The sequence below is a fragment of the Chitinophaga filiformis genome (assembly GCF_023100805.1).
Classification (GTDB): Bacteria; Bacteroidota; Bacteroidia; order Chitinophagales; family Chitinophagaceae; genus Chitinophaga; species Chitinophaga filiformis_B.
Genome location: NZ_CP095855.1, coordinates 947523 through 970180 on the forward strand (window position 1 = coordinate 947523; position 22658 = coordinate 970180).

Below are 22658 nucleotides of genomic sequence, written 5' to 3' on the forward strand. Positions count from 1 at the left end.
ATTGCATTATAACCAGATCAGGTATGAAAATACTCATCTGCAGCTTGCTGCTCTTATCGACCATCGGTATACGTGCTCAGTCATCAATAGACTCGACCCAGTTAATAAAAGATATACAGACCCTTTCTTCCGACAAATATGAAGGCAGGATGGCTGGCACACGTGGCAGCCGGCAGGCCCAGTTCTATCTTATCGGGCGTTTTAAGCAGATAGGATTGTCCCCATTCCACAATACATATGAATATCCCTTCTACTTTCAGCAGGGAGAAAAGCAGATCATGGGGACCAATCTGTTCGGATATATCAAAGGGAAGTCTGCATCCTCCATTGTCGTTACAGCACATTATGACCACCTGGGAGTGAAAAGCGGAACCCCGGCAGGTAAAGACAGCATCTATAACGGGGCGGATGATAATGCCTCCGGCGTAGGCGGCCTGCTTGCCCTGATGGCGTATTATAAAATGCACCAGCCGGAACATACCATGATCTTTGTAGCATTTGACGGAGAGGAGGAAGGCTTGCAGGGTGCCAAGGCCTTTTTGAAACAACCGCCGGTGCCGGTAACAGATATGGTCCTGAATATCAACATGGATATGATAGGCCGGAACGATAAGAATGAATTGTATGTTTGCGGGTTAACCCAGTTCCCGGAGCTAAAAAAATACGTTGATGACGCGGTCAATACCGGTGGACAGGTAAAAGTGCTTTCCGGTCATGATAAAAAAGAGGAGGGATCCAATAACTGGATCAACCAGAGCGACCACTATGAATTTTATAAGTTAAAGATCCCCATGCTTTATTTCGGCGTAGAAGACCATCCTGACTATCACCAGCTGTCAGATGAGTTCAAGGGCATCCAGCCATCCTTCTATTACCAGGCAGTACTAAAAGTGCTGACCGTCCTGCAATCTGCCGATAAGGGCTTTAAGTGAGGCGTAAGGGCGCCTTCAAGTGTTAAGGCGGCTAGGGCTTCTCCGATGGAGCGTTTCCAGTTTTTCTGGGCGGCAGGGTCCTGCCCATGATTGGTTTCCCGGTCATATGCTTCCTGCAGCTTATTCATTTCCCTGAACGATTCAATATATTGATACTGGATGATGCTGTCGAAATCTTCAGGCGTTAGTTCCATACTTTTAATACGTTGCTGGAACCTGAGCGCAACCAGCCAGGTGATGTCAAAATGAAGCTGTTCATGTTCCAGGGCAAACTCGTCTTTCGCAAATGATTTGACCCAGGATGCGCTTTTAATAAAGAATACCTGTAATGTGAGGTTGATCTGCAGGGTGTCTTTCCGCTGAAGGCTGTTGCCTTCATAGGCAAAACTCGTATAAGACACGGCAGCACTCGGACCACGGAGGGGAGGCGTAGCCCTGAAATCGGACCAGCGGAGTTTCCGGTGCGGTTGGTAGAAGAGGCTGTCGGATGTTGGATCTTCCGGCCGTTTGTCTGGCGAGAACACTACTTTTATAACAGTAGCGGGAGGCGCCTCCGGCAGAGACCTGGCAGGAAACAGGCAACAACACCATATGAAGGAAAGGAATAAAAACATAGTACCTCTTCAAAGTTAAAGGTACATTTTTTCGTAACTTACGATCTACCAAAACAATCGCACTATGTACGGTGGCGGATACATTTTCGACGAACCCAACAGGAAGCAGCAGCGGGAAGAACAGTTGCATGATGATCCTGAAAAACTGGCAGCGTTTGAAGCGCGGATTGCCAGAGGGGAAAAAATTGAACCGGGCGACTGGATGCCGGCGGAATATCGCAGACAGCTCATACGACTGATCGAACAACATGCACATTCCGAAATAATAGGCGCACTGCCGGAAGGCACCTGGATCACCCGGGCGCCGGGCTTTAAACGCAAACTGGCGCTCATTGCCAAGGTGCAGGATGAGGTGGGTCATGGACAACTGCTGTATAATGCTGCAGAAACATTGGGAAAATCCAGGGAAGCGATGATCAATGATCTGCTGAGTGGAAAATCCAAGTATTCCAATGTTTTTAATTACCCGGCCAAAACCTGGGCAGATGTTACCGTGATCGGCTTCCTGATCGATGCTGCTGCAATAGTGAACCAGGTAGCCAATTCCAAAGGCTCTTACGGCCCTTATTGCCGTGCACTGGAAAGGATCTGTTATGAAGAAAGCTTTCACCTGAAACAGGGACATGACGCCTTCATAGAACTGGCTACAGGTACGCCTGCCCAGAAGGCAATGCTGCAGGATGCCCTTAACCGCTGGTGGCAGCCTATCATGCATTTCTTTGGCCCGCCGGACAAAACCTCCAGCCACAGCGAGAAGCTGATGCAATGGAAGGTGAAAATGGCGAGTAACGACGATATGCGGAACCAGTTCCTGGACACATACGTCCCGAAGATATGGGAGCTGGGATTAACACTCCCGGACCCCCTGCTGAGAAAGAACCCGGATACCGGGAAATGGGAGTATTCTGACCCTGACTGGAATCTCTTCTTTGAAGTGATCAACGGGAATGGCCCCTGCAACAAAGAAAGGCTGGATGTAAGGAGATGGGCAGAAGAACATGGCCGCTGGATCAGGAAGGCCCTTATGCGTCCTGAGGAAATGGAACGCAGCGCCCCTCCGGTGGCATAAAACCGTTTTCCACGTATAATATTATAAGTACCACGATTTATGAATGACTCACTAGATCCACGTGTTAACCGGCTCAGGTTAGATAAGAATGACGGCTCCTTCAAAGTAGAAGAAGGGGAGAACTGGAATGTATTTGAAGTATTTCACCAGGAAAAACGAGGCGGGCACCACGAACATGTAGGCTGTGTGCATGCCCCTGATGCAAGTCTTGCACTGATCTTTGCCAAGGAACAATTCGGGCGCCGCAAGAAATGTGTGAATCTGTGGGTAGTACGCAGCGCAGATATACTGGCGTTTGACCTGGAAGATGAAGACATGTTTGCCAACAACCCGGACAAGACCTACCGCGATGCCAGCGGGTTCAAAGTCATGGAAAAGATCAACAAGTTTAAGAAACAGACAAAATAGTCCCCACATATCCCAATGCAATTACAACAAGCACTACAGGAACTGATCACGAAAATGGCTGATGATGAACTGGTGATCGGGCATCGCAATTCAGAATGGACCGGCTTAGGCCCGGTCATGGAAGAGGATATCGCGTTCTCTTCCATGGCGCAGGATAAAATAGGCCATGCATTGGCGCTCTACCGCATCCTGGAAGAGCAGTTCGGAGGCGCAGCCCCCGACCAGTTTGCATTCCTGAGGAATGCAGCAGATTTCCGGTGCTGCCACTTCGTGGAAATGCCTATAAGCTCGTATGAATTCAGCCTGATGCGGCACTTCCTTTTTGATCATGCCGAGACGGTACGATACCAGGCCCTTGCCCAAAGCAAATTTGCGCCATTTCAACACCTGGCCGGAAAAGCAAAGGGTGAACTGAAATATCATACACTGCATGCAGACGCCTGGATCATGCAACTCTGTACAGCGGGAGAGGATAGCCGTCAGCGTATGCAGGCAGCGCTGGATAACAGCTTCCAGCTGGCGGGGGGCATTTTTGAACCTGGCCCCGCAGAGGACCTGCTGATAGCAGAGCAGATCTATCCCGGAGAAGCGGCTTTGTATGAACAGTGGCTGATGCATATATCTCCAGTCATGGAAAAGGCTGGCCTGGTGTTACCTGAAATGACAGCGCCTGTATACGGCGGCCGTACCGGCCGGCACACCCCGCATTTACAGCAGTTACTGAATGAAATGGGAGAGGTGTTCCGTCTTGATCCTGAAGCAACCTGGTAGAAATAAAAGAACTATGCAAACAATAACAACAATGCAGGCCGTATATCAATCGCTGGAGCATGTCATGGATCCCGAGATACCTGTATTAAACGTACTGGAACTGGGAATGATCACAGATGTTAAAGTCGATATAGAAGGCGTGCACATTAAGATGATCCCCACCTTCGCAGCCTGCCCTGCAGTAGACATCATTAAGGAAAACATTAAAAATGCGGTGGAGAGAGACCTCCAGATGCCGGCATTTGTAAGTGTGGATAAAGACGTGAACTGGAACAGCAACCGCCTGACCGCCGAGGCCAAAGCGAAACTGCGCGATTATGGGATTGCGCCTCCCGGCAGGCATGAAGGGGATGTCAACATGGACATGCTGGTCAAGGTGAACTGCCCTCATTGTGGCAGCGAAAACACCTATCTGCGCTCCCCATTTGGATCCACCCTCTGCAGGGCCCTGCATTTTTGCCGGCAATGCGGAATGATGTTCGAACAGTTTAAGCCACTGTCCTAAGCACATATATCACATTTCCTCATTATTGATTACATTCACGCTCAAAAAACAGGGGCATGAAGATAGGCTTGTATTTTGGGTCCTTTAATCCTATACATACCGGGCATCTGATTATAGCTAATTATGTGGCATACAATACGGACCTCGATAAAGTATGGCTGGTGGTATCACCGCAAAACCCTTTAAAACCGGCAGGATCACTACTAAATGAACATAACCGGTTTCACCTGGTAGAAATGGCCATTAAAGACGAACCCAAACTCAGGGCCAGCAACATTGAGTTTTCCCTGCCAAGACCCTCCTTCACCATCGATACACTCACCTATCTGACAGAGAAGTTTCCCACACAAGAATTCACCATCATCATGGGCAGTGATAGTTTCCAGAATATTACCCGCTGGCGCAACTATCAACAGCTTACCAAAAACTATCCTATTTATGTTTACCTGCGGCCGGGGCATGAAGTAACCGAGACGCATGGGGCACGGGTAGAAGTCCTGAAAGCGCCTATGCTGGATATTTCGTCTACAGATATACGTAAATGGATCCAGGAGGGGAAATCCATCCGGTACCTGGTGCCAGACAATGTACTGGCATATATAGCAGAGAATAATTATTACCGCTAAATCAACGCTGCACCCGTACTTCCCTCTTTTTGGTCAGGAATTCGTTTGAGTAGATATCCAGCAGAAGTATGAACATGGATATGAGCAGCGGACCGAAAATCAGCCCGATAAACCCAAAAAGGTTCACACCGATCAGTACACCGAAAACAGTGATCAGCGGGTGTACATCTCCGATCCTCTTAGCCAGGATCATGCGGAATAAGTTATCAGAAGTACCAACTACAGCGAACCCATATACCAGCACCCCGATACCCTGCCAGGTCATATTGGTGGCAAGCAGGTAAATACCCATGGGCACATATACGGCAGCTGCACCTACAACTGGTAGCATAGCTGTGAAACAGGTAACGGCAAACCAGAACCAGGGTTGGGGTACCTGGAAAATAAAATAACCGACCAATGACACGATGCCCTGTATAACAGCAATTAGTGGAATTCCCACCGCATTGGCAATCACCAGTTTATGGAATTCAGTCCCAAGTCGTAATACGTTCTCGTCTTTCAGCGGAATATATTCATATAACCAGGCCTCCATTTCCTTTCCGTTCACAAGCATAAAATACAGGATAAAATAAAGTATAGCGATGGCGGTTAGAATGTTAAAAGTGGCGCCCAGCAGTCCTGGCAATACAGAGGTCAGATATTCCTGCAGTCTTTCCAGTCTCACCTGTGAAAGGATATCAATCTTGGTAGCAGCCTGTATCCGGTCGTTCACCGTTTTGAGGCCCGCTACCAGTTCTGACGAATGACTGACCGCATAACCGATCTTATTGGTCAGCATGTTTATAAGCAGGCCGAAAGGCAGTAGTATAATAATGAACGACATGAACATTAACACCGCCGCAGCGAGGCTTTTGCGCCATTTACGCTCTTCCACCAACCGGAACATATATTTTCTGCTGAGGATATACATGGTGACAGCACCAAGGAATCCGGGGAAAAATGTATACAATTCAGAGAAGAGTACAAATGCCAGCAGTACAATGATCAACAGAAAGCTGACCTGTTTAATTCGCTCGTTATCTATTACGCTCATGAGGTTGAATGTTATTCTGTCAGGAATATTGATAGTTGTGCAAAAAGAGTACCGTTCCCTGCAATAGTACCGGCTGGTGCAAAGTAAACTAATCTTCTCTGTAAAGTGTTTAATGAGAACAGGTTACCGGATGCTTTCCGACACAGGAAAATATTTTATTCATGGTGATTACAGAAAGATTAAAATTATTGGAATAGTGTTTGTAACCTGTACAGTACGATCTATAAACCATTGTTCATCTTTTAAAACTTTTATTTTATGGCGAACAACAGTTCAAAAGCAGTTGTATCATTCATTGTTGGTGCCGCAGTAGGTGTGGCTGTAGGTTATTTACTGAATACTGACAAAAGGGACGAACTTGTAGAAAAGCTGAGATTTCAGGCAGATAAATTGAAAGACAAGTTTAAAAAGAGGAAGGAGCATTTCGAAGATGCGCTGGAAAATGAGTTGGCGTAAAACCTTGTCACAAAAAAAATTTGCATGGAAGATAATTTCAGCAATTACTTCAATCAGACAGGCAAGGTAGCCAAGGAATACCTGGAAACCCGTTTGGATCTGATTAAACTCCAGTCAGCAGGAAAGCTATCAAAAGCCTTAGGGCTCTTCTTTTCATTGATACTGGCTTTCCTGCTGTTCTTTTTTGTTATCGTTTTCCTGGGTATGGTGCTTGGCTTCTGGATTGGAGAAATGACCAATAGCTTTACCATTGGTTTCTCCTGCTCTGCAGCCCTGTTTGTAGTGCTGTTGGGTATCCTGCTCATTTTCCGCAAGCCACTGATCCAGACCCCATTGTCCAATATGTTGGTCCGGGAGTTAATGAGCGAGATGGACATAGTGGACAAGGAGGAAGAGGCTAAGAGCCAGGAAAGGGAAGAAAAGGATGCCGACAGCAAAAAGATGGAGGAAGAAGAAGAATTGTACGAACAACTATAATCGTTGAAAGATTAATGATAAACCTTTACACATGCCCAAGGTGAAAGTAACAAACGGGGACCAGTTACAGAAGGAGATAAACCGGCTGAAAAAACGCTCCCGTGCACTGGAAAATGAGTTAGGAGAGAGGATTCATTATTTCAAAGGGAACTACGGGAAAATGGCATTGAACTCTGTGCTTCCCGGCAGCGCTAAACATGGCGCCATGCTGGGCATGGCTGGGCGTATTGCGAAGATCGCCTGGCAGAGCGGCAAATTCAAGTCCTTTACCACCAGTGCCCTGATGACAGCTTTAGAGTTTGCCGGAGTGCGGATGGGTATGAATCTCTTTGACAAGTTCCGCAAAAGCCGCAGCAAGAAGAAAAAGGCAAAAGCTGCGGCCGAAAAAGAAGAAGAATAAAGGCTTGTTATCCCCAAACCTTTGTACCCTCGCTGCAGTTAGCACAGATGTCAATATTCTTACGGCCCTGCTGGATCTGCGTCCTGAACCGGATATACTTATCGTTATGCCACAATTCCTTCAGTGATTCCTGTTTGAGGTCGCCCAGTTTATGCTGAGCATCTTTATCGAAGCAGCATGGCACCACCAGCCCGTCCCAGGTAATTACCGGGGAATGCCATAAACGCCAGCAGTGATTCCCCATTTTATTCTTGATCTTATAGGTACCGTCATCATTCTTGTGATAACGGCTGTATTTATCAATGGTCGGGATCAGGCGGTTGCCCTCTTCATAATCGTATACCTGCGCCGTCTTAAAGCGAACTTCATCCACACCGATCTCTTTTGCCAGTTGCTTTATATCCTCAATTTGATGCTCATTCGGCTTTACTACCAGGAACTGGAAGAAGACGAAGGGCGTTTTTGAGTTCAGTTCTTTTTTCCATTTTACGATATTCTTCGCCCCCTGTATCACTTTCTCCAGGTTACCGCCTACCCGGTACTGCGTATATACGTCCTGTGTTGTACCATCTATTGAGATGATCAGCCTGTCCAAACCGCTTTCCACGGTTTTGCGGGCATTCTCATCAGTGAGGTAATGGGCATTGGTGGAAGTAGCGGTATAGATGCCTTTTGCATGCGCATATTTGACCATCTCCAGGAAACCCGGGTTCAGGAAGGGTTCTCCCTGGAAATAAAATATCAGGTACAGGAGTTCTTTATAGATCTCATCGATCGTTTTCCTGAAGAAATCCTGCTGCAGCATGCCGGTGGGGCGGGTGAAGGCCCTTAATCCGCTGGGGCATTCAGGGCACCTCAGGTTGCAGGATGTTGTTGGCTCGAAAGATACCGAAATGGGGTAACCCCATTGAATAGGTTTCCCTGTCCATTTGCTTACAAAATAGCTGCTCAACACCTTGGCGGCGTTCCAGCCACGCCGTAGCGTAAACTTGGACATCAGGTTGAGGGTATCGTTTAAATTGAAATCAGGCATAACAACATCACTTATTGTTGTAAAATTAAGATATCTATGCCGGTTATGTATAATAATAATTATACTTGCTGTGAAATTGGGAATGAGATTGAAAATGTGAGCATTAAATGCCATCACGCTAATCCGAAAGCCGAATAAATAAAAAGTGCCAAAACTCCGAATCAAGAAATCCAGGCGTTTAGTTTTCGCCCTGTTATTCCTCCTATGTGCGACATTTGGAGCGTGGCTGTGGTGGCGGGAAAGAGAGGAAGCGCTGAATTTTGTCAGGTATGAAGAATTTGGGATCGACATGCCGGTTAACTATTCCATCCACGGGATCGACGTATCGAAATTCCAGAAGAATATCAACTGGGCGGCGGTGGAACAGATGCAGGTAGACCGTATCCATATCTCCTTTGCATTTATTAAGGCAACCGAGGGGATCACCCGTCAGGATGCCTTATTTAAGCAGAACTGGCAGAAAGCCAAAAAAGCCGGTATTGTCAGGGGGGCCTACCATTTCTTCTATTCCACGCGCGACCCCCTGAAGCAGGTGATCAATTTCCAGAACGTCGTACAGCTTGAATCAGGCGATCTGCCGCCGGTGCTGGATATAGAAGTACATAACAATCAACCTCCGGCGGTGATCAGGTCTACTGCCAGGATATGGCTGGAAGAGATGGAAAAGGCCTACGGGGTGAAGCCGATCATTTATACCAACATGCACTTCTACGAAACATATCTTGGAGAGGAATTTGACCGTTATCCCTTGTGGGTAGCCCACTATTATCAGAAAGAGCGGCCATCTACACAGCGTCACTGGTTATTCTGGCAGCATAGCGATATAGGACGGGTGAATGGGATCTCTACCACGGTCGACTTCAACGTTTTCAGGGGAGATAGCCTGGCGCTTCGTAAATTATGCCTTCCTTAACACAACACATTCATATGGAAAATCAGGAACCACAGCAGGACAGGAAGGAACCTTTCGATATGAGGATCGTGCACTATTTTGTCCGGATCATGCGGACGGTGTTCCTGGGTTTTTTCTGGATGCTGGTGAATGTATTTCTGGGTTTGTACCTGGGGTTTGCAGTACCGGAAGAATCCACCCGGGGCAGGATGATCTTCTTTTACATTTTTCTGGTGCTTTCACTGGCGGGATACCTGTTCATCGTCAGGAAAATGTGGAGGAATAACGGGCATGTGCAGGATAACTATGAATAAAAAAAGAAGTGATCAATTATAGCAAAACACTTACAGGCTTTTGGCCCATACGGGTAACATATAATTGATCACTTTACGAACCTACAGCAATGTGGACTGCTGCAAATATGCTTGTTGCATACCTTTGATTATGCGGGCAACATCTTCCTGCGACTTGCCGGTTTTCCGTCCAAGCCTGCTATACAGCTCCCTCTCTTTACCTCTTTCAAACACTAAATCTTCATCTGAAAGTTGACTGAACCGCTGCTTTAGCAGTTTCTTCAGTACCGACCACTGGTAATCCCGGATGTTCATAGTAGCATATTTATTTGTTATAGAATTTATATTGTAGATATCCAAGTTGCCAATTTCGATTTACGTCCGTGTTTCTCGTTAGGGTAACTGTACACTATTGCTGAGGTATAACTATCATGGTTATCAACACGGCTGGATGATATAATGTTCAATATTTATGCCATTAGCAGGCACATAAAAGTTAAAACAATGTTAGTGTTTCCAGGCGCTATTCCTTTGCAGTATTGAGTTTGGACAAACTAAATTACAATATTGTTAATGGGCCGGCTGCTAAAAAAGTGCTAAAACGTACCGAACGGGGCAAAGCTGCAATCTATTGCATCGGCCCCGGCCAATATTGCTTTGTGGAAACTGCTTCACATCCTTTACAACGGTTTGGGGCGCCCGGTGTGGAATGCTTTACTCATTACTGCCGTGTAATGCGTAATTGGCAAGGATTTACCTCATGGAACAGACTTTGCAAGTATTATAATTGAAGATGACACGATAACAACTAAAAACGGAAAGTTATGCTAAGTGAAAAGGAATCTGAAAAGGATAAAAAATCTTCGGAAAATTATGCGCAGAGAGAACAGCATCCCGTTGAAATTTTAAAAACAGACAAAGCAGAACATAATAACAATAGCAATCCGCTGCATGCAGACCTTTCGGAAGAGCCCGAAAAAGAAAATGCAACGGTGCGCGATCAGGATACTGAAAACTAAATCGTTACCATAGTTTATTGATTGACCTCTTAATGTAATATGGTATTTCCTACGGAGGAAAAACGATTAGTAACATTCTTCTTTAATGTTGTGGTGTATAGCAGGCCGTCCCATTCATGGGATGGTTTTTTTTTAGCTACTATGGTCAGCGATGATCTTCCAGCTGCCCTTAATACGTTTAATGATCAGCGAGAAATGCCCCTGCAGGTCGCCCACCGTTCTTTGCAGGTGCCATTTACCTACTACAAAATACACATCTGAAGCCAGGGGCTTCATTTCCAATATATTGAACGCCAGTTTGCCCATGGCTGTTGTGTCAGGATAAGATTTTCTGTAATTATCTAACGTAGCCTGCCAGCCATAGGTGGGACCCTTCCTGCCAATAAATATCAGGGAATCGGACTGCCAGTAAGTTGTCATAAAGGCGTCCAGGTTGCCCTGGTTCCAGGAAGCAGTCTGTTTCGCCAGCAAAGCCTTGATGGCAGACTGGGGCTGTTGGGCACGTATGGCCGTAAACGGAGCGGCCAAGAGGATAAGGAACAATAATAAACGCATGGTAATTTTTAGTAAAAGATAAACAGTTTTTGCGATGCAGGGCAATCCGATTATACTACCTTTGCAAAAATCAATAACTTATGCCCGGATATGAATTTTTTGGCCCGGAAGAACGCAAAGAGATAAATGATGTACTGGAAACAGGCATTTTTATGCGTTATGGCTTTGATGGTCCCCGTAAAGGTATCTGGAAAGCTAAAGAGCTGGAACAGGCCATTTCTGAAAAACTGAACGTAGCCCACACCCAACTGGTATCCAGTGGTACTGCCGCCCTCACAACAGTTATGGCTGCATTGGGAATTGGCGCCGGGGATGAGGTGATCATGCCGACATTCACATTTGTGGCCAGCTTTGAGTGTATCTTTTCCGTAGGGGCAACTCCCGTCCTGGTAGATGTGGATGACACCCTGACGCTGGATCCTAAAGCAGTGGAAGCCGCCATTACCCCCCGTACCAAAGCGGTGATGCCTGTACATATGTGCGGCGCCATGGCCGACCTGGATGCGCTGAAGGCTATCTGTGACAAACACAACCTGATCTTACTGGAAGATGCCTGCCAGTCCTTTGGCGGCAGTTATAAAGGCAAAGCGCTGGGAACCATCGGTCATGCCGGTGCCTTCTCTTTCGACTTTGTAAAAACAATTACCTGTGCGGAAGGTGGCGCTATCGTAACAAACGATAGGGACATTTATATTAAATGTGACGGATATTCCGACCATGGTCACGACCACCTGGGCGTAGACCGGGGCGCTGACCTGCACCCGTTTATCGGGTATAACTACCGTATTTCCGAACTGCATGCTGCCGTGGGCCTTGCCCAGATACGCAAGCTGGATACTTTCCTGAGCATCCACCGGAAAACAAAAAAGATCTTCAAGGATGCCCTGGCAACTGTACCGGGTGTAACCTTCCGCCGCCTGCCTGATGCAGATGGCGACAGCGCTACCTTCCTGGCCTTTTTCCTGCCGGAAGAAAAACAGGCAAGAGCTGCAGCTGCAGCAATGAAAGCTGCCGGTTTGCCTGCCTTCTACTGGTATGATAACAACTGGCACTATATCCGCAACTGGGAACACTTCAAGCAAAGCACCGTGCTTTCCCGCTTCGCTCCCGGATTGCAGCAGGCAATGGAATTGTACAAGGTGAAACAGTTCCCCGTGTCAGACGCTATTATGAGCCGCTGTATCTGTACGCCTATTAACCTGAGCTGGAGCGACGAGGAAGTACAGCAGCGTGCTGAGAAATTGGTGAACGCAGTAAAGAGCGCCCTATAAAAGATAAGCATGAAGAAAGTAGCCTTGATTCCCGCCCGTTATGGGGCTACCCGTTTCCCGGGTAAACTGATGGCTAGGCTGGGAGGTAAATCCGTTATTCTGCGTACATACGAAAGTACCGTGAACACCGGGGTGTTTGACGAGGTAATGGTGGTGTGCGACAGTGAGGTCATTTACAATGAAATTGTCAGTAACGGCGGTAAAGCTGTCATGAGCAAAAAGGAACATGAATGCGGTACCGATCGTATAGCGGAAGCTATTGAAGACCGTGCAGATGTTGATATTGTTGTAAATGTACAGGGAGATGAGCCTTTTACGCAGAAGGAACCGCTGGAAAAGTTGCTGAAAGTATTTGAAGGAGAAGAAGGTAAACAGGTACAGGTGGCCTCCCTGATGCAGGTACTGAAAGACCAGAAATCCATCGAAGACCCGAACTACGTGAAAGTGGCGGTGGATAAAAAGTTCAATGCCCTCTTCTTTTCCCGCGCTGTGATCCCTTACCCGCGCGACAAAAATGTCCAGACCGTATATTATGAGCACATCGGCATCTATGCATTCCGCAGGCAGACGCTGATGGACTTTACCAAAATGCCGGTAAGTCCGCTGGAAGCTGCAGAGAAAATAGAATGCCTGCGCTACCTGGAGAATGGTATTCCCATGAAAATGGTAGTGACAGAATATATGGGTGTGGAGATAGATACGCCGGAGGACCTGCTGAAGGCGGAAAAATTACTGTAATACTAAATCATTAAACGACTGAGATGAAATTCAGGAACTTTAAAATGGTCGATTATGTAGTGTTTGGCCGTGGTGCGTTTGACCAGCTTGATGAAATACTGGCTCCCCGCCGTAAGGGCGATGCGCCAATGATATTCTTTGTAGACTATTTCTTCCAGGGTAATGAGGCTTTTGCTAAACGTATTCCCCTGAGAGGTAAAGATAAGATCGTGTACATTGATGTTACTGACGAGCCGAAGACCAAATATGTGGATAAAGTACGGGACGAACTGAAAGCGGAGTTTGGCGAGGTAAGCGGCATCATTGGTATTGGCGGTGGTTCTGTAATGGATATGGCCAAGGCGGTATCCCTGATGATGAAAAATCCTGGTTCTTCTGCTGATTACCAGGGCTGGGACCTCGTAAAGGTAGCTGGTGTGTATAAGGTGGGTATCCCCACACTCTCCGGTACAGGCGCAGAAGTAAGCCGTACCTGCGTATTGACCGGACCGACCCGTAAGCTGGGTATGAACTCCGACTTTACACCATTTGACCAGATCGTACTGGACCCCGACCTGATAAAGGGCGTACCGGTGAACCAGCAGTTTTATACAGCGATGGATTGCTATATCCACTGTATCGAATCCCTGCAGGGTACCTACCTGAATGCCTTCAGCCGTTCTTACGGAGAAGAAGCGCTACGTCTCTGCCAGGAGATCTTCCTGGAGAAAAACACCTGGGACGATGATGCTGACGAGAAACTGATGATGGCGTCTTATGCAGGTGGTATGAGTATTGCCTATTCACAGGTGGGCGTGGCACATGCTGTAAGTTATGGCCTGTCATACCTGCTGGGTACGAAACATGGTATCGGCAACTGTATCGTGTTTGATAAACTGGAAGAGTTTTACCCCGAAGGCGTGAAGGAATTCAAGCAGATGGTGAAGAAGCATAATATCGACATCCCGCAGGGTATTACGAAAGGTCTGTCTGACGAGCAGTTCAATGCGATGATAGACGTATCGCTGGGAATGGCGCCCCTGTGGGAAAATGCACTGGGTAAGAACTGGAAAGAGCAGATGACGCGCGAACGCCTCCGTGCTTTGTACGAGCAGTTATAATACCGGAGACATCATTTATAATAAAAGAGGCCAATCATTTCACCTCGCTTCCAAAAGCCTGATTTTTGGAGGTAAGCGAGGCGAATTGATTGGCCTCTTTTTGAAATGCCCCCAAAAGTGTCTGACTTTTGGGGACATTTTTATTCATGATGCCGCCTTTCTTTATAAGCTTACGGCAGGAACCGTCTGATAGGAACAGGCGCCCGCATATGAACAAAACGCCACATGATCTGCAGGCGGCGGTTGTGGTAAATAAACAGGAGATAGAGGGCCGCCATCAGTGTTACAACTGCTGTACAGTAGAACGTGAGTGGGAAGAAGCGGGCATCATTGTGATAGATAAAGGCAGACAGGTATGCGCCCAACCCGATACCAGCTTCCATTGCAATATACATGGTGGCCAATGCCCGGCCTTTGTGTTGCGGATGACCCAGGTCGATCGTCCAGGCGGTAATAGCGGGAGAGTTCATGCCGACAGAAACGCCATAAATGATGGCTGCCGTCAGCATCATGGCCGGCGTATGTGCAATGGCCAGGAGGAAAACACCGATGGCCATGGTAATGGTAGAGATTTTCAGAACAGGCACCCGGCCGTATTTGTCGGACACCTTACCGGCCAGCAGGCGAATACTGATCGAGGCGGCAGTAAAGAAAGTAAAGAAGAGGCCTTTATTCTGGATGCCCAGGTAGGTACTGAAATCCGGAATGATGGTGAATAGTACCCCATAGCTGAGATATGTCAGAAAGATAACGATCACCGGCGCCAGTACCAGGGGCTCAAATATTTCATTCCTGGCAATCTTTAATGTGGATAAACGGAAGCGTTGTTTGTCCTGTAAGGTCTCCCGCATACCGCCCATCAGTATCACGACAGATAATAATGCAAATACTGCCGATACCTGGAACATGATATGTATGTCCCAGTGATTAGTGATATAACCACCAATGGCCGGTCCCATGGCGAGGCCGATGGTGCTGAACAGGCCAACCATGCCCATTGCTTCGGCCCTGCGGGTAGCAGGTACAATATCCGCAACATAGGCGGCGGTACCGGTAGGCTTGAAGCCGGTGGAAAAACCATGAAAGAAACGGAGTAATAAAAAGGCGCCTACAGAGCTGACCAGTGGGTACAAAAGGCTGCACACCACACATACCAGCGAGCCGAAGATCATCACCGGCACACGTCCGATCGTATCTGTCAACTTTCCGCTGAAGGGGCGGGACAATCCGGCCATTAGCGTAAAAAGCGCAAGAATATATCCTTTGTAGTCCTCACCACCCATCCGGGTCAGATAGGCGGGCAATTCCGGTAGCAACATGTTAAAGCTGGCGGAAAACAGTGCGTTGCTGAGGCATAACATTATGAAATGGAAGGTGTAAATTCTCCCGGGCAACTGATCCTGGTCCATGCTGCAAAGTTACAATAAAGGGCAGAACCCCAGGCGGTTAACAGGAAAAATACAACTTATATTATTTATCGGCGGGCCGGTAGTAAATTTGTCAGACACCCCAATCTACAGGTATGGAAAACAAAGAGCTCCGTTTGGCAGTCCTCATCGATGCAGATAACATTCCTTACGCCAGCGTAAAGGCCATGATGGAAGAAGTTGCCAAGTATGGCATCCCGACTTTCAAACGGATATATGGAGACTGGACAAAGCCCACGCTGACCGGCTGGAAGGCGGTACTGCTGGACAATGCCATTACCCCGATACAGCAGTATAGTTATACCAGTGGCAAGAATGCGACTGACTCAGCCATGATCATTGACGCCATGGATATTCTTTACACCGGGAGGGTGGACGGATTTTGCCTGATCACCAGCGACAGCGATTTCACCCGTCTGGCTACCCGCCTCCGGGAGGCTGGAATGCGTGTATTCGGGCTGGGAGAGCGGAAAACGCCCAGCGCCTTCCGCGCAGCCTGCGACAAGTTCATTTACCTGGAGATCCTGGCAGATACGGGGAAGGAGTCGTCCACGAAACGTAAAACAGATAAAAGTGGTGCTAAGGGTATCAGTAAGGCCGATAAGGAGGTGATCAACCTGCTGTCTTCAAGTATTAATGATATTGCAGATGAAGATGGATGGGCCTACCTGGGAGAGCTGGGCAACCTGTTGCTGAAGAAACAGCCTGACTTCGACGCGCGTAACTATGGATATAACAAGCTGATACAGCTGATCAAGAGCTTTGAGGATTTCGAAATAGATATCCGCGAAAGCAGCCGTAAAATGGGGAAGCTTGTGTATGTCAGGGTAAAATAAGACATAAAAAAAGCTGCTCTACTATGGAGTAAAACAGCCTTTTTAATATCTTAATAAGTTGGATACTAGCGCTTAGCGTATTTGATAGCTGCGTAGAGGAACATTAATGCAAACAGGATAATAACTGCATAGGTCAGATAGTGAGCAACCTTGTCTCCAGCCCTGTAAAAATCGGTAGTCTCTACGTTATTGATTACTTCAAGCAACATAAAAATAATGTTTAGTGGTCCGGGCTGCAAGTTAGCGCATTCTGTTCGAAAATCCCAACATACGTACTAGGCTAATAGCTTGCCAGTTGCTCTATATACTGATGCAGACGCGATTTAGCCAGGAAATTTTTCTCCAGTGCTGCGGCGAAGGGAACCGGGGTATCCAGTCCTGCGCAGCGCATCACCGGGGCATCCAGCAGGTGGAAGCAATGTTCCGCTATCCACGCGCTGATCTCTCCACCCAATCCGCCGGTGAGTGTATCTTCATGAAGAATTAACACCTTGCCGGTAGCGGCTACCGCTTCCCGGATTGCGGTATAATCCAGGGGTAATAAAGTACGGAGGTCCAGTATATGAATGGATATCTGTGGATAATGCTGTGCATATTCCTGTGCCCAGTTTACACCACTGCCATACGTGATGATGCTGATATCTTCTCCTGCCTGCACAAGCCGGGCTTTCCCGATCCCGATGGTATAAGGCCCTTCCGGCACCGGCCCGCTGATGCTGCGGTAAAGTGCTTTATGCTCGAAGAACAATACAGGATTGGGGTCGGCAAAGGCAGCGAGTAAGAGGCCCTTGGCATCTGCCGGGGTGGCGGGATACACTACTTTCAGGCCCGGAACATGTGTGAACCAGGCTTCATTCGTCTGCGAGTGGAATGGGCCGGCCCCTACACCAGCACCTGCCGGCAGCCGGATCACGACATCGGCGGTCTGGCCCCATCGATAGTGGATCTTTGCCAGGTTGTTAACGATCTGGTTGAAGCCGCAGGTTACAAAGTCAGCAAACTGCATCTCCACCATACTTTTATATCCCATAATGGACAGTCCAAGCCCGGCGCCTACAATGGCGCTTTCGCACAGGGGGGTATTTCTCACTCGTTCCTTTCCATATTTTGCAACAAAACCATCTGTGATCTTAAAGGCCCCGCCATATTCCGCAATATCCTGTCCCATCAATACCAGTTCGGGATACTGTTCCATGGCCTGGTCCAGCCCCTCTGAAATAGCGTCGATGAATCTTTTATCGCGAACAGCGCCGTCTGTTGCAGGTGGAAGGGGGCTGGGAGCGGGGGCGTAAATATCCTTCAGTTCATCGGCCTCGCTGACCGGTGGAGATACCGCTACCAATGCGGTATTGATATCTCTGTCTATTTCGTGCTTCAGCGATTCCCGGACCTCGTGAATGCCTTCTTCGTTGATAAGTTGCAGATACTGCAGGAAACTTTCAAAATGCAGGATGGGATCCTGTTTGGCCCATTCCTCCAGCAGGGCGGGAGGAACATATTTGGTGCCGCTGGCTTCTTCATGTCCCCTCATGCGGAAGGTCATGGCCTCTATTAATACCGGCTGCTGTTCCTGCAGGGCATGACGTTTTGCTTCTTTTACAGCGTGATATACCTCCAGGAGGTTGTTCCCGTTGATGCGCATCCCCCGCATGCCATATCCGGCAGCTTTCTGTACGAGCTGCTCACAGCGGTACTGTTCTTCTACCGGTGTGCTCAGTCCATAGCCATTGTTCTCTATGAGGAAGATGACGGGCAAATCCCATACTGCCGCCACATTCAGGGCTTCGTGGAATTCGCCCTCACTGGTACCGCCTTCGCCGGTAAAGGCCAGGGATACCTTGTCCTCTTTTTTTAGTTTATGTGCCAGGGCAATGCCATCCGCAATGGAAAGCTGTGGGCCCAGGTGAGAGATCATGCCACAGATATGATGTTGCCGGCTGCCGAAGTGAAAGGATCGTTCCCGTCCTTTACTGAAGCCCAGCGGACTGCCCTGCCACTGGTGGAACAGTTGCTGCAAAGGCAACTGCCGGGCTGTGAACACACCCAGGTTCCTGTGCAGGGGGAGGATCCACTCGTCGTTATCCAACGCTAGTGTGGCGCCTACTGCAATGGCTTCCTGGCCGATGCCGGAAAACCATTTGCTTACTTTCCCCTGCCGCAGCAACAGCAACATCTTCTCTTCTACCAGTCGGGGGTATAGCAACGCTTTATAAAACGTCAGCAGTTCTCCGTCACTGATATGTGCACGTTCAAAATACATGGTATTAAGCTCAATCGTTATCGCCTCCCGCTATGCTGTGCATGATACCGTTTACAACGGTCAGGACCAGGCTGAATATCAGCGCCCACCAGAATCCGTCCACCTTGAACCCTTTTACCAGGTTAGAGGCCAGCAGTATAATAACAGCATTGATCACCAGCAGGAACAATCCCAGTGTAAGTATCGTAGCAGGAAGTGTTAGTAGTATCAGTATGGGTTTTACCAACAGGTTCAGGACCGCCAATACTAATGCGAGTACAAGCGCAGTTGTGAAATCCTTGATAGTGACGCCCGGCAGCAGGTATGCTGAGAGCATGGCTGCCAGTGCCGTCACAAGCAAGCGGATGAGAAAGTTCATGATGATGAAATTTTTTGGGAAGGTAACAAAAATGAAGTTACACCGGATTACAGAAAATCATCGCTTTCCCTGTAAGCTTTTATCACCGCCAGTTCGCCTTCCTTGCCGGGGTTGGCATTGCCATGCTCCATACCCAGCACGCCCTTAAAGCCTTTTTTATGCAGGTGCTTGAAAATATTCTTGTAATTGATCTCGCCGCTGGTAGGTTCCTTTCGGCCCGGATTGTCTCCTATCTGGATATAGGCTATCTCATCCCAGCAAAGGTCCATGATGGGGATCAGGTTGCCGGTATTGCGCTGCATATGGTAGATGTCGTACAGGATCTTACAGCTTGGACTGTTTACCGCTTTACAGATTCCATAGCTCTGTTCTGCCGTACGGAGGAACAGGTCAGGATTATCACTCAATGGTTCCATTACCATGATCAGCCCTTCTTTCTCCAGTACGTCTGCTCCCATACGAAAAGCCTCGATCACGTTGCCTGTCTGTACGCCGATAGGCAGGTTCCTCTCAAAGTAACCCGGTACCACGGTTGCCCATTTGGCATTCACACGTTTAGCCGTTTCCAGCGCCTGTTTACATATTTTTACAAAAGCATCTTTGAACTCCTGCTTGCCGGTGGTGAGCGATACCTTCCAGTTGTCTCCCGCATCGATCACAAAAACGCCCATCTGCATACCCAGTTTACTGAGCAGCTTTCCGATCTTTTCCTGTTCAGCAGGATCGCGTTTCATCATCCCATTGTCTTCAATGGCGCGGAAGCCCTGGTCATACATAAACTGGATCTGGTCCAGGAAGCTGGCGCCGCCGCTGTTTTTAAACATCCCGTCGTGGGGGGCATAGTTCAGGTTAAATGTCTTCCCGGCGGCAGGTTCCGGCTTTGTGAGACCATTGGGCATTGCCGCGGCTGTGCTGCCTATAGCCAGCGTGGATAGTCCTGCTAATGTGCTTTGCTGAAGGAATTTTCTTCTTTCCATAACGTTCTAAGGGTTGATTGCATGAATACTAAATGTAATCGCTTTTTGATTCTGTTGCAAGGGGAGACGGAGGAAAAGTGTAGAATTGACGCATCTTCATCACAAAAACGTTGCATTCCATTATTTGATTTAATAAATTCACAGGCATTACAGGTTTTATCTTTCAAGAAGTGTTATGAAAAACAGACTATTGGCGTTATCGCTGGGAAGCATGCTGACCGGTACCGCATTCGCACAGGAAACTATCAACCAGCCGTTTACCGCGTATGAGGAGAAGCTGCCCGGAACAACATTCACATTTAAAATGGTGCCTATACCTGCGGGAGAGGTCACCATCGGAAGCCCGGATGGTGAAAAAGGCAGAGGCGCTGACGAAGGCCCTCAGAAAAAAGTAAAGATCGCCGCTTTCTGGATGGGCGCATACGAAGTGACCTTCGAGCAGTATGATGTATATTCAGATCCGGAAAAAGACAAGACGCCTATTCCTGATGGAATGACCCGGCCAAGCCCACCTTATATAGATCTGACGCTCGGTATGGGAAAAGTAGGCGGTTACCCGGCCAATAGTATGAGCCAGTATGGAGCACTGATGTACTGTAAATGGCTCTATGCGAAAACCGGCGTTTTCTACCGCCTTCCTACAGAAGCTGAATGGGAATATGCCTGTCGTGCCGGAGCTGCCACGGCCTATCCTTTCGGCAATGACGCCTCGCAGCTGAAGGATTATGCCTGGTATGCCGCCAACAGTGATAATAAATATCATAAAGTTGGAGAACTGAAGCCCAATGCCTGGGGACTGTACGATATGCTGGGAAATGTGGCTGAATGGACACTGGACCAGTATGACGAGCAGTACCTGCAGCATGCGTCCGATACGGACCCCTGGACTAAGCCGACAACCAAAACTCCCCGGACCATCAAGGGGGGGAACTACCGCGATGACGCAGCCTTGCTGCGTTGTGCCAGCCGTCTGAAATCTGACCCTAACTGGAACCGCCGTGACCCGCAGATCCCTAAGAGTTACTGGTGGAACGCAGATGCTCCTTTTGTAGGATTCCGTGTAGTCCGGCCGCTGAAACAGCCGACAAAAGAAGAAGCAGAACAATTTTTTGAGGAAGTCATCGATCAGTATAAAGGAGCAAGATAACAGCCACTAACAGGGCTGTATATTCCTTATTATTTATATCCCCCACATTAACACATAAAAACTCTATCATGCAACAGGAAGAACTGAATCAATTCCACGGAAAAACCCGCAGAGACTTTATGAAACAATCGTCTCTTTTAGCCGGCGGACTGCTGGCGGCACCTATGCTGTCCCAGGCCAACTTTTTTTCAGGTGCAGACAATGTTATCAAAATAGCCCTGGTCGGCTGTGGCGGTCGCGGAACCGGTGCTGCTGTACAGGCACTCAGCACAAAAGAAAATGTGCAACTGGTGGCAATGGCCGATGCTTTTGCCGACAAGCTGAATGCAAGCTATAACAATATCAAAGACGAAGTAGGCGATAAACCGGGCCGCCTGAATGTAAAGGAAGAAAACAAGTTTGTAGGCTTCGACGCATACCAGAAAGCCATCGCACTGGCAGATGTGGTGATCCTTGCAACGCCCCCGGGTTTCCGTCCCATCCATTTTGAGGAGGCCGTGAAACAGGGGAAACACATCTTCATGGAAAAGCCGGTAGCTACCGATCCTGCGGGTATTAAGCGGGTGCTGGATGCCGCCGAAGTGGCAAAATCAAAGAAACTGAATGTGGTGGTAGGCCTGCAACGCCGTTATCAGACCTCTTACCGCGAAATGTATAAACGCTTCCAGGACGGCATTATCGGCGACATAGTGTCCATGCAGGTATGGTGGAACCAGGGAGCGCTGTGGGTAAGGCCACGTAAACCGGAGTATACAGAAATGGAATACCAGATGCGTAACTGGTATTATTTCAACTGGCTGTGTGGCGATCATATCGTAGAACAGCATATTCACAATATTGATGTGGGTAACTGGTTCATGAACGATTACCCGGTAACAGCCGTAGGGATGGGTGGCCGTTCCGTGCGTACCGGCAAAGAGTTCGGAGAGATCTACGATCACCACTATGTAGAATACCGCTATGGCAATGGCGTGGTGATGAACAGCCAGTGCCGGCACTGGAAAGACGCCGACAGCAGGGTGGATGAAGAAATAGTAGGTATAAAAGGCCGTATGCTGATGGATAAGGCTGTGATCAAAGATCACAAGGGAAAGGTGCTGTACCAGTTCGATAAGAAAAAAGAAAACCAGCCCTACCAGGCCGAGCATGATGAACTGTTTGCCGCTATTGCCAAAGGAGAACATAAGTTCTGGGATGCAGAAAGGGCAGCTAAGACAACGCTCACCGCTATTATCGGAAGGCTGGCCACTTATTCCGGACAGACCATCGCTTTTGACAAGGCGCTTAATTCTGGCCTGAACCTGCAGCCGGCTACTTATGCCTTCGATGCTGCGCCACCGGTGGTGACCGATGCATCTGGCAACTATGCTTACGCAAAACCAGGTATCACTAGATATTTTAGCTAACGCTTAGTATATTTATAAAAGAGGATATTGAAGGCCCCGGCAAGGGGCCTTC

General features: G+C 48.1%; 28 protein-coding genes. 18 read left to right on the forward strand and 10 right to left on the reverse strand.

The window, feature by feature from the left end; all coding sequences use genetic code 11:
• The first annotated feature begins 23 nt into the window (after positions 1–23).
• A complete protein-coding gene (locus MYF79_RS03915; RefSeq protein WP_247812652.1) occupies positions 24–932 on the forward strand; it encodes a M28 family peptidase in 909 nt (302 codons plus the stop codon).
• Here MYF79_RS03915 and MYF79_RS03920 read toward each other — a convergent pair.
• A complete protein-coding gene (locus MYF79_RS03920; protein WP_247812653.1) occupies positions 872–1546 on the reverse strand; it encodes a hypothetical protein in 675 nt (224 codons plus the stop codon). The two genes, MYF79_RS03915 and MYF79_RS03920, sit on opposite strands and share 61 nt — an antisense overlap.
• A gap of 64 nt (positions 1547–1610) precedes the next feature.
• On the opposite strand from MYF79_RS03920, the gene paaA reads away from it, so the two are divergent.
• Genes paaA through nadD form a run of 5 tightly spaced genes read left to right on the forward strand, consistent with a single transcriptional unit; the run spans position 1611 to position 4925 of the window.
• A complete protein-coding gene (gene paaA / locus MYF79_RS03925) occupies positions 1611–2615 on the forward strand; it encodes a 1,2-phenylacetyl-CoA epoxidase subunit PaaA (RefSeq protein ID WP_247812654.1) in 1005 nt (334 codons plus the stop codon).
• A 39-nt stretch (positions 2616–2654) separates the two neighbouring features.
• Positions 2655–3023, forward strand: a complete 369-nt coding sequence (locus MYF79_RS03930; RefSeq protein WP_247812655.1) for a 1,2-phenylacetyl-CoA epoxidase subunit B — start codon at positions 2655–2657, stop codon at positions 3021–3023.
• 15 nt (positions 3024–3038) lie between these two features.
• The gene (gene paaC, locus MYF79_RS03935; RefSeq protein ID WP_247812656.1) at positions 3039–3794 is read left to right on the forward strand and encodes a 1,2-phenylacetyl-CoA epoxidase subunit PaaC; all 756 of its coding nucleotides are present in this window, start codon (positions 3039–3041) and stop codon (positions 3792–3794) included.
• Between the two features lie 13 nt (positions 3795–3807).
• On the forward strand, positions 3808–4299 hold the full coding sequence (paaD, locus tag MYF79_RS03940) for a 1,2-phenylacetyl-CoA epoxidase subunit PaaD (protein WP_247812657.1): 492 nt from the start codon (positions 3808–3810) through the stop codon (positions 4297–4299).
• A 56-nt stretch (positions 4300–4355) separates the two neighbouring features.
• Positions 4356–4925 (forward strand): nicotinate (nicotinamide) nucleotide adenylyltransferase, encoded by a 570-nt coding sequence (nadD, locus tag MYF79_RS03945; protein WP_247812658.1) that lies wholly within the window; start codon positions 4356–4358, stop codon positions 4923–4925.
• A 1-nt stretch (position 4926) separates the two neighbouring features.
• Here nadD and MYF79_RS03950 read toward each other — a convergent pair whose 3' ends face one another.
• Entirely contained in the window at positions 4927–5961 is a 1035-nt protein-coding gene (locus tag MYF79_RS03950; protein WP_247812659.1) for an AI-2E family transporter, read from the reverse strand.
• 258 nt (positions 5962–6219) lie between these two features.
• Between MYF79_RS03950 and MYF79_RS03955 the strand changes: the two genes are divergently transcribed.
• Genes MYF79_RS03955 through MYF79_RS03965 form a run of 3 tightly spaced genes read left to right on the forward strand, consistent with a single transcriptional unit; the run spans position 6220 to position 7294 of the window.
• Complete coding sequence (locus MYF79_RS03955; RefSeq protein WP_199654439.1) at positions 6220–6417, forward strand: YtxH domain-containing protein; 198 nt, start codon at positions 6220–6222, stop codon at positions 6415–6417.
• A 24-nt stretch (positions 6418–6441) separates the two neighbouring features.
• Positions 6442–6894 carry a hypothetical protein gene (locus tag MYF79_RS03960; protein ID WP_247812660.1) on the forward strand — a complete coding sequence of 151 codons (453 nt, stop codon included), beginning with the start codon at positions 6442–6444 and terminating at the stop codon, positions 6892–6894.
• A gap of 31 nt (positions 6895–6925) precedes the next feature.
• Positions 6926–7294, forward strand: a complete 369-nt coding sequence (locus MYF79_RS03965; RefSeq protein WP_247812661.1) for a hypothetical protein — start codon at positions 6926–6928, stop codon at positions 7292–7294.
• Positions 7295–7301: 7 nt separating this feature from the next.
• Here the strand turns inward: MYF79_RS03965 and MYF79_RS03970 are convergent, their stop codons facing one another.
• On the reverse strand, positions 7302–8327 hold the full coding sequence (locus MYF79_RS03970) for an SPASM domain-containing protein (RefSeq protein WP_199654442.1): 1026 nt from the start codon (positions 8325–8327) through the stop codon (positions 7302–7304).
• Between the two features lie 145 nt (positions 8328–8472).
• On the opposite strand from MYF79_RS03970, the gene MYF79_RS03975 reads away from it, so the two are divergent.
• Together MYF79_RS03975 and MYF79_RS03980 are read left to right on the forward strand one after the other, a co-directional pair.
• Complete coding sequence (locus MYF79_RS03975; protein WP_199654443.1) at positions 8473–9240, forward strand: glycoside hydrolase family 25 protein; 768 nt, start codon at positions 8473–8475, stop codon at positions 9238–9240.
• A gap of 14 nt (positions 9241–9254) precedes the next feature.
• Positions 9255–9533: a hypothetical protein gene (locus tag MYF79_RS03980; RefSeq protein WP_247812662.1), complete on the forward strand. Its 279-nt coding sequence runs from the start codon at positions 9255–9257 to the stop codon at positions 9531–9533.
• Between the two features lie 81 nt (positions 9534–9614).
• Here MYF79_RS03980 and MYF79_RS03985 read toward each other — a convergent pair whose 3' ends face one another.
• A complete protein-coding gene (locus MYF79_RS03985) occupies positions 9615–9827 on the reverse strand; it encodes a hypothetical protein (RefSeq protein WP_199654445.1) in 213 nt (70 codons plus the stop codon).
• Positions 9828–10336: 509 nt separating this feature from the next.
• Here MYF79_RS03985 and MYF79_RS03990 point away from each other — a divergent pair.
• Complete coding sequence (locus tag MYF79_RS03990) at positions 10337–10531, forward strand: hypothetical protein (RefSeq protein WP_247812663.1); 195 nt, start codon at positions 10337–10339, stop codon at positions 10529–10531.
• Positions 10532–10663: 132 nt separating this feature from the next.
• Here the strand turns inward: MYF79_RS03990 and MYF79_RS03995 are convergent, their stop codons facing one another.
• Positions 10664–11086 (reverse strand): YybH family protein, encoded by a 423-nt coding sequence (locus MYF79_RS03995; protein ID WP_247812664.1) that lies wholly within the window; start codon positions 11084–11086, stop codon positions 10664–10666.
• 80 nt (positions 11087–11166) lie between these two features.
• On the opposite strand from MYF79_RS03995, the gene MYF79_RS04000 reads away from it, so the two are divergent.
• Genes MYF79_RS04000 through MYF79_RS04010 form a run of 3 tightly spaced genes read left to right on the forward strand, consistent with a single transcriptional unit; the run spans position 11167 to position 14195 of the window.
• Positions 11167–12357, forward strand: coding sequence for a DegT/DnrJ/EryC1/StrS family aminotransferase (locus MYF79_RS04000; protein WP_247812665.1), 1191 nt, complete (start codon positions 11167–11169; stop codon positions 12355–12357).
• A 9-nt stretch (positions 12358–12366) separates the two neighbouring features.
• On the forward strand, positions 12367–13095 hold the full coding sequence (gene kdsB / locus MYF79_RS04005) for a 3-deoxy-manno-octulosonate cytidylyltransferase (protein WP_247812666.1): 729 nt from the start codon (positions 12367–12369) through the stop codon (positions 13093–13095).
• A 23-nt stretch (positions 13096–13118) separates the two neighbouring features.
• The gene (locus MYF79_RS04010; protein ID WP_247812667.1) at positions 13119–14195 is read left to right on the forward strand and encodes an iron-containing alcohol dehydrogenase family protein; all 1077 of its coding nucleotides are present in this window, start codon (positions 13119–13121) and stop codon (positions 14193–14195) included.
• 170 nt (positions 14196–14365) lie between these two features.
• Here MYF79_RS04010 and MYF79_RS04015 read toward each other — a convergent pair whose 3' ends face one another.
• Positions 14366–15604, reverse strand: coding sequence for an MFS transporter (locus MYF79_RS04015; RefSeq protein ID WP_247812668.1), 1239 nt, complete (start codon positions 15602–15604; stop codon positions 14366–14368).
• Positions 15605–15717: 113 nt separating this feature from the next.
• Here MYF79_RS04015 and MYF79_RS04020 point away from each other — a divergent pair, with 113 nt between their 5' ends.
• Positions 15718–16458 carry an NYN domain-containing protein gene (locus tag MYF79_RS04020; protein ID WP_247812669.1) on the forward strand — a complete coding sequence of 247 codons (741 nt, stop codon included), beginning with the start codon at positions 15718–15720 and terminating at the stop codon, positions 16456–16458.
• 65 nt (positions 16459–16523) lie between these two features.
• On the opposite strand, the gene MYF79_RS04025 is transcribed toward MYF79_RS04020, so the two are convergent.
• From MYF79_RS04025 to MYF79_RS04040, 4 genes are all read right to left on the reverse strand, one after another.
• Positions 16524–16667 carry a hypothetical protein gene (locus MYF79_RS04025; protein ID WP_247812670.1) on the reverse strand — a complete coding sequence of 48 codons (144 nt, stop codon included), beginning with the start codon at positions 16665–16667 and terminating at the stop codon, positions 16524–16526.
• Positions 16668–16738: 71 nt separating this feature from the next.
• The gene (locus MYF79_RS04030; protein ID WP_247812671.1) at positions 16739–18718 is read right to left on the reverse strand and encodes a thiamine pyrophosphate-dependent enzyme; all 1980 of its coding nucleotides are present in this window, start codon (positions 18716–18718) and stop codon (positions 16739–16741) included.
• 10 nt (positions 18719–18728) lie between these two features.
• Positions 18729–19076 carry a phage holin family protein gene (locus MYF79_RS04035; RefSeq protein WP_247812672.1) on the reverse strand — a complete coding sequence of 116 codons (348 nt, stop codon included), beginning with the start codon at positions 19074–19076 and terminating at the stop codon, positions 18729–18731.
• Positions 19077–19123: 47 nt separating this feature from the next.
• Positions 19124–20053, reverse strand: a complete 930-nt coding sequence (locus tag MYF79_RS04040) for a hydroxypyruvate isomerase family protein (protein WP_247812673.1) — start codon at positions 20051–20053, stop codon at positions 19124–19126.
• Positions 20054–20228: 175 nt separating this feature from the next.
• Between MYF79_RS04040 and MYF79_RS04045 the strand changes: the two genes are divergently transcribed.
• Positions 20229–21200 (forward strand): formylglycine-generating enzyme family protein, encoded by a 972-nt coding sequence (locus tag MYF79_RS04045; RefSeq protein WP_247812674.1) that lies wholly within the window; start codon positions 20229–20231, stop codon positions 21198–21200.
• Between the two features lie 68 nt (positions 21201–21268).
• On the forward strand, positions 21269–22606 hold the full coding sequence (locus MYF79_RS04050; RefSeq protein ID WP_247812675.1) for a Gfo/Idh/MocA family protein: 1338 nt from the start codon (positions 21269–21271) through the stop codon (positions 22604–22606).
• Positions 22607–22658: the final 52 nt, after the last annotated feature.

Excerpts from the sequence above, each read along its gene's own strand:
- MYF79_RS03915 (WP_247812652.1), top strand. The coding sequence starts at position 24 with ATGAAAATACTCATCTGCAGCTTGCTGCTCTTATCGACCATCGGTATA.
- MYF79_RS03920 (WP_247812653.1), bottom strand. The coding sequence starts at position 1,546 with ATGTTTTTATTCCTTTCCTTCATATGGTGTTGTTGCCTGTTTCCTGCC.
- paaA (WP_247812654.1), top strand. The coding sequence starts at position 1,611 with ATGTACGGTGGCGGATACATTTTCGACGAACCCAACAGGAAGCAGCAG.
- MYF79_RS03930 (WP_247812655.1), top strand. The coding sequence starts at position 2,655 with ATGAATGACTCACTAGATCCACGTGTTAACCGGCTCAGGTTAGATAAG.
- paaC (WP_247812656.1), top strand. The coding sequence starts at position 3,039 with ATGCAATTACAACAAGCACTACAGGAACTGATCACGAAAATGGCTGAT.
- paaD (WP_247812657.1), top strand. The coding sequence starts at position 3,808 with ATGCAAACAATAACAACAATGCAGGCCGTATATCAATCGCTGGAGCAT.
- nadD (WP_247812658.1), top strand. The coding sequence starts at position 4,356 with ATGAAGATAGGCTTGTATTTTGGGTCCTTTAATCCTATACATACCGGG.
- MYF79_RS03950 (WP_247812659.1), bottom strand. The coding sequence starts at position 5,961 with ATGAGCGTAATAGATAACGAGCGAATTAAACAGGTCAGCTTTCTGTTG.
- MYF79_RS03955 (WP_199654439.1), top strand. The coding sequence starts at position 6,220 with ATGGCGAACAACAGTTCAAAAGCAGTTGTATCATTCATTGTTGGTGCC.
- MYF79_RS03960 (WP_247812660.1), top strand. The coding sequence starts at position 6,442 with ATGGAAGATAATTTCAGCAATTACTTCAATCAGACAGGCAAGGTAGCC.
- MYF79_RS03965 (WP_247812661.1), top strand. The coding sequence starts at position 6,926 with ATGCCCAAGGTGAAAGTAACAAACGGGGACCAGTTACAGAAGGAGATA.
- MYF79_RS03970 (WP_199654442.1), bottom strand. The coding sequence starts at position 8,327 with ATGCCTGATTTCAATTTAAACGATACCCTCAACCTGATGTCCAAGTTT.
- MYF79_RS03980 (WP_247812662.1), top strand. The coding sequence starts at position 9,255 with ATGGAAAATCAGGAACCACAGCAGGACAGGAAGGAACCTTTCGATATG.
- MYF79_RS03985 (WP_199654445.1), bottom strand. The coding sequence starts at position 9,827 with ATGAACATCCGGGATTACCAGTGGTCGGTACTGAAGAAACTGCTAAAG.
- MYF79_RS03990 (WP_247812663.1), top strand. The coding sequence starts at position 10,337 with ATGCTAAGTGAAAAGGAATCTGAAAAGGATAAAAAATCTTCGGAAAAT.
- MYF79_RS03995 (WP_247812664.1), bottom strand. The coding sequence starts at position 11,086 with ATGCGTTTATTATTGTTCCTTATCCTCTTGGCCGCTCCGTTTACGGCC.
- MYF79_RS04000 (WP_247812665.1), top strand. The coding sequence starts at position 11,167 with ATGCCCGGATATGAATTTTTTGGCCCGGAAGAACGCAAAGAGATAAAT.
- kdsB (WP_247812666.1), top strand. The coding sequence starts at position 12,367 with ATGAAGAAAGTAGCCTTGATTCCCGCCCGTTATGGGGCTACCCGTTTC.
- MYF79_RS04010 (WP_247812667.1), top strand. The coding sequence starts at position 13,119 with ATGAAATTCAGGAACTTTAAAATGGTCGATTATGTAGTGTTTGGCCGT.
- MYF79_RS04015 (WP_247812668.1), bottom strand. The coding sequence starts at position 15,604 with ATGGACCAGGATCAGTTGCCCGGGAGAATTTACACCTTCCATTTCATA.
- MYF79_RS04020 (WP_247812669.1), top strand. The coding sequence starts at position 15,718 with ATGGAAAACAAAGAGCTCCGTTTGGCAGTCCTCATCGATGCAGATAAC.
- MYF79_RS04025 (WP_247812670.1), bottom strand. The coding sequence starts at position 16,667 with ATGTTGCTTGAAGTAATCAATAACGTAGAGACTACCGATTTTTACAGG.
- MYF79_RS04030 (WP_247812671.1), bottom strand. The coding sequence starts at position 18,718 with ATGTATTTTGAACGTGCACATATCAGTGACGGAGAACTGCTGACGTTT.
- MYF79_RS04035 (WP_247812672.1), bottom strand. The coding sequence starts at position 19,076 with ATGAACTTTCTCATCCGCTTGCTTGTGACGGCACTGGCAGCCATGCTC.
- MYF79_RS04040 (WP_247812673.1), bottom strand. The coding sequence starts at position 20,053 with ATGGAAAGAAGAAAATTCCTTCAGCAAAGCACATTAGCAGGACTATCC.
- MYF79_RS04045 (WP_247812674.1), top strand. The coding sequence starts at position 20,229 with ATGAAAAACAGACTATTGGCGTTATCGCTGGGAAGCATGCTGACCGGT.
- MYF79_RS04050 (WP_247812675.1), top strand. The coding sequence starts at position 21,269 with ATGCAACAGGAAGAACTGAATCAATTCCACGGAAAAACCCGCAGAGAC.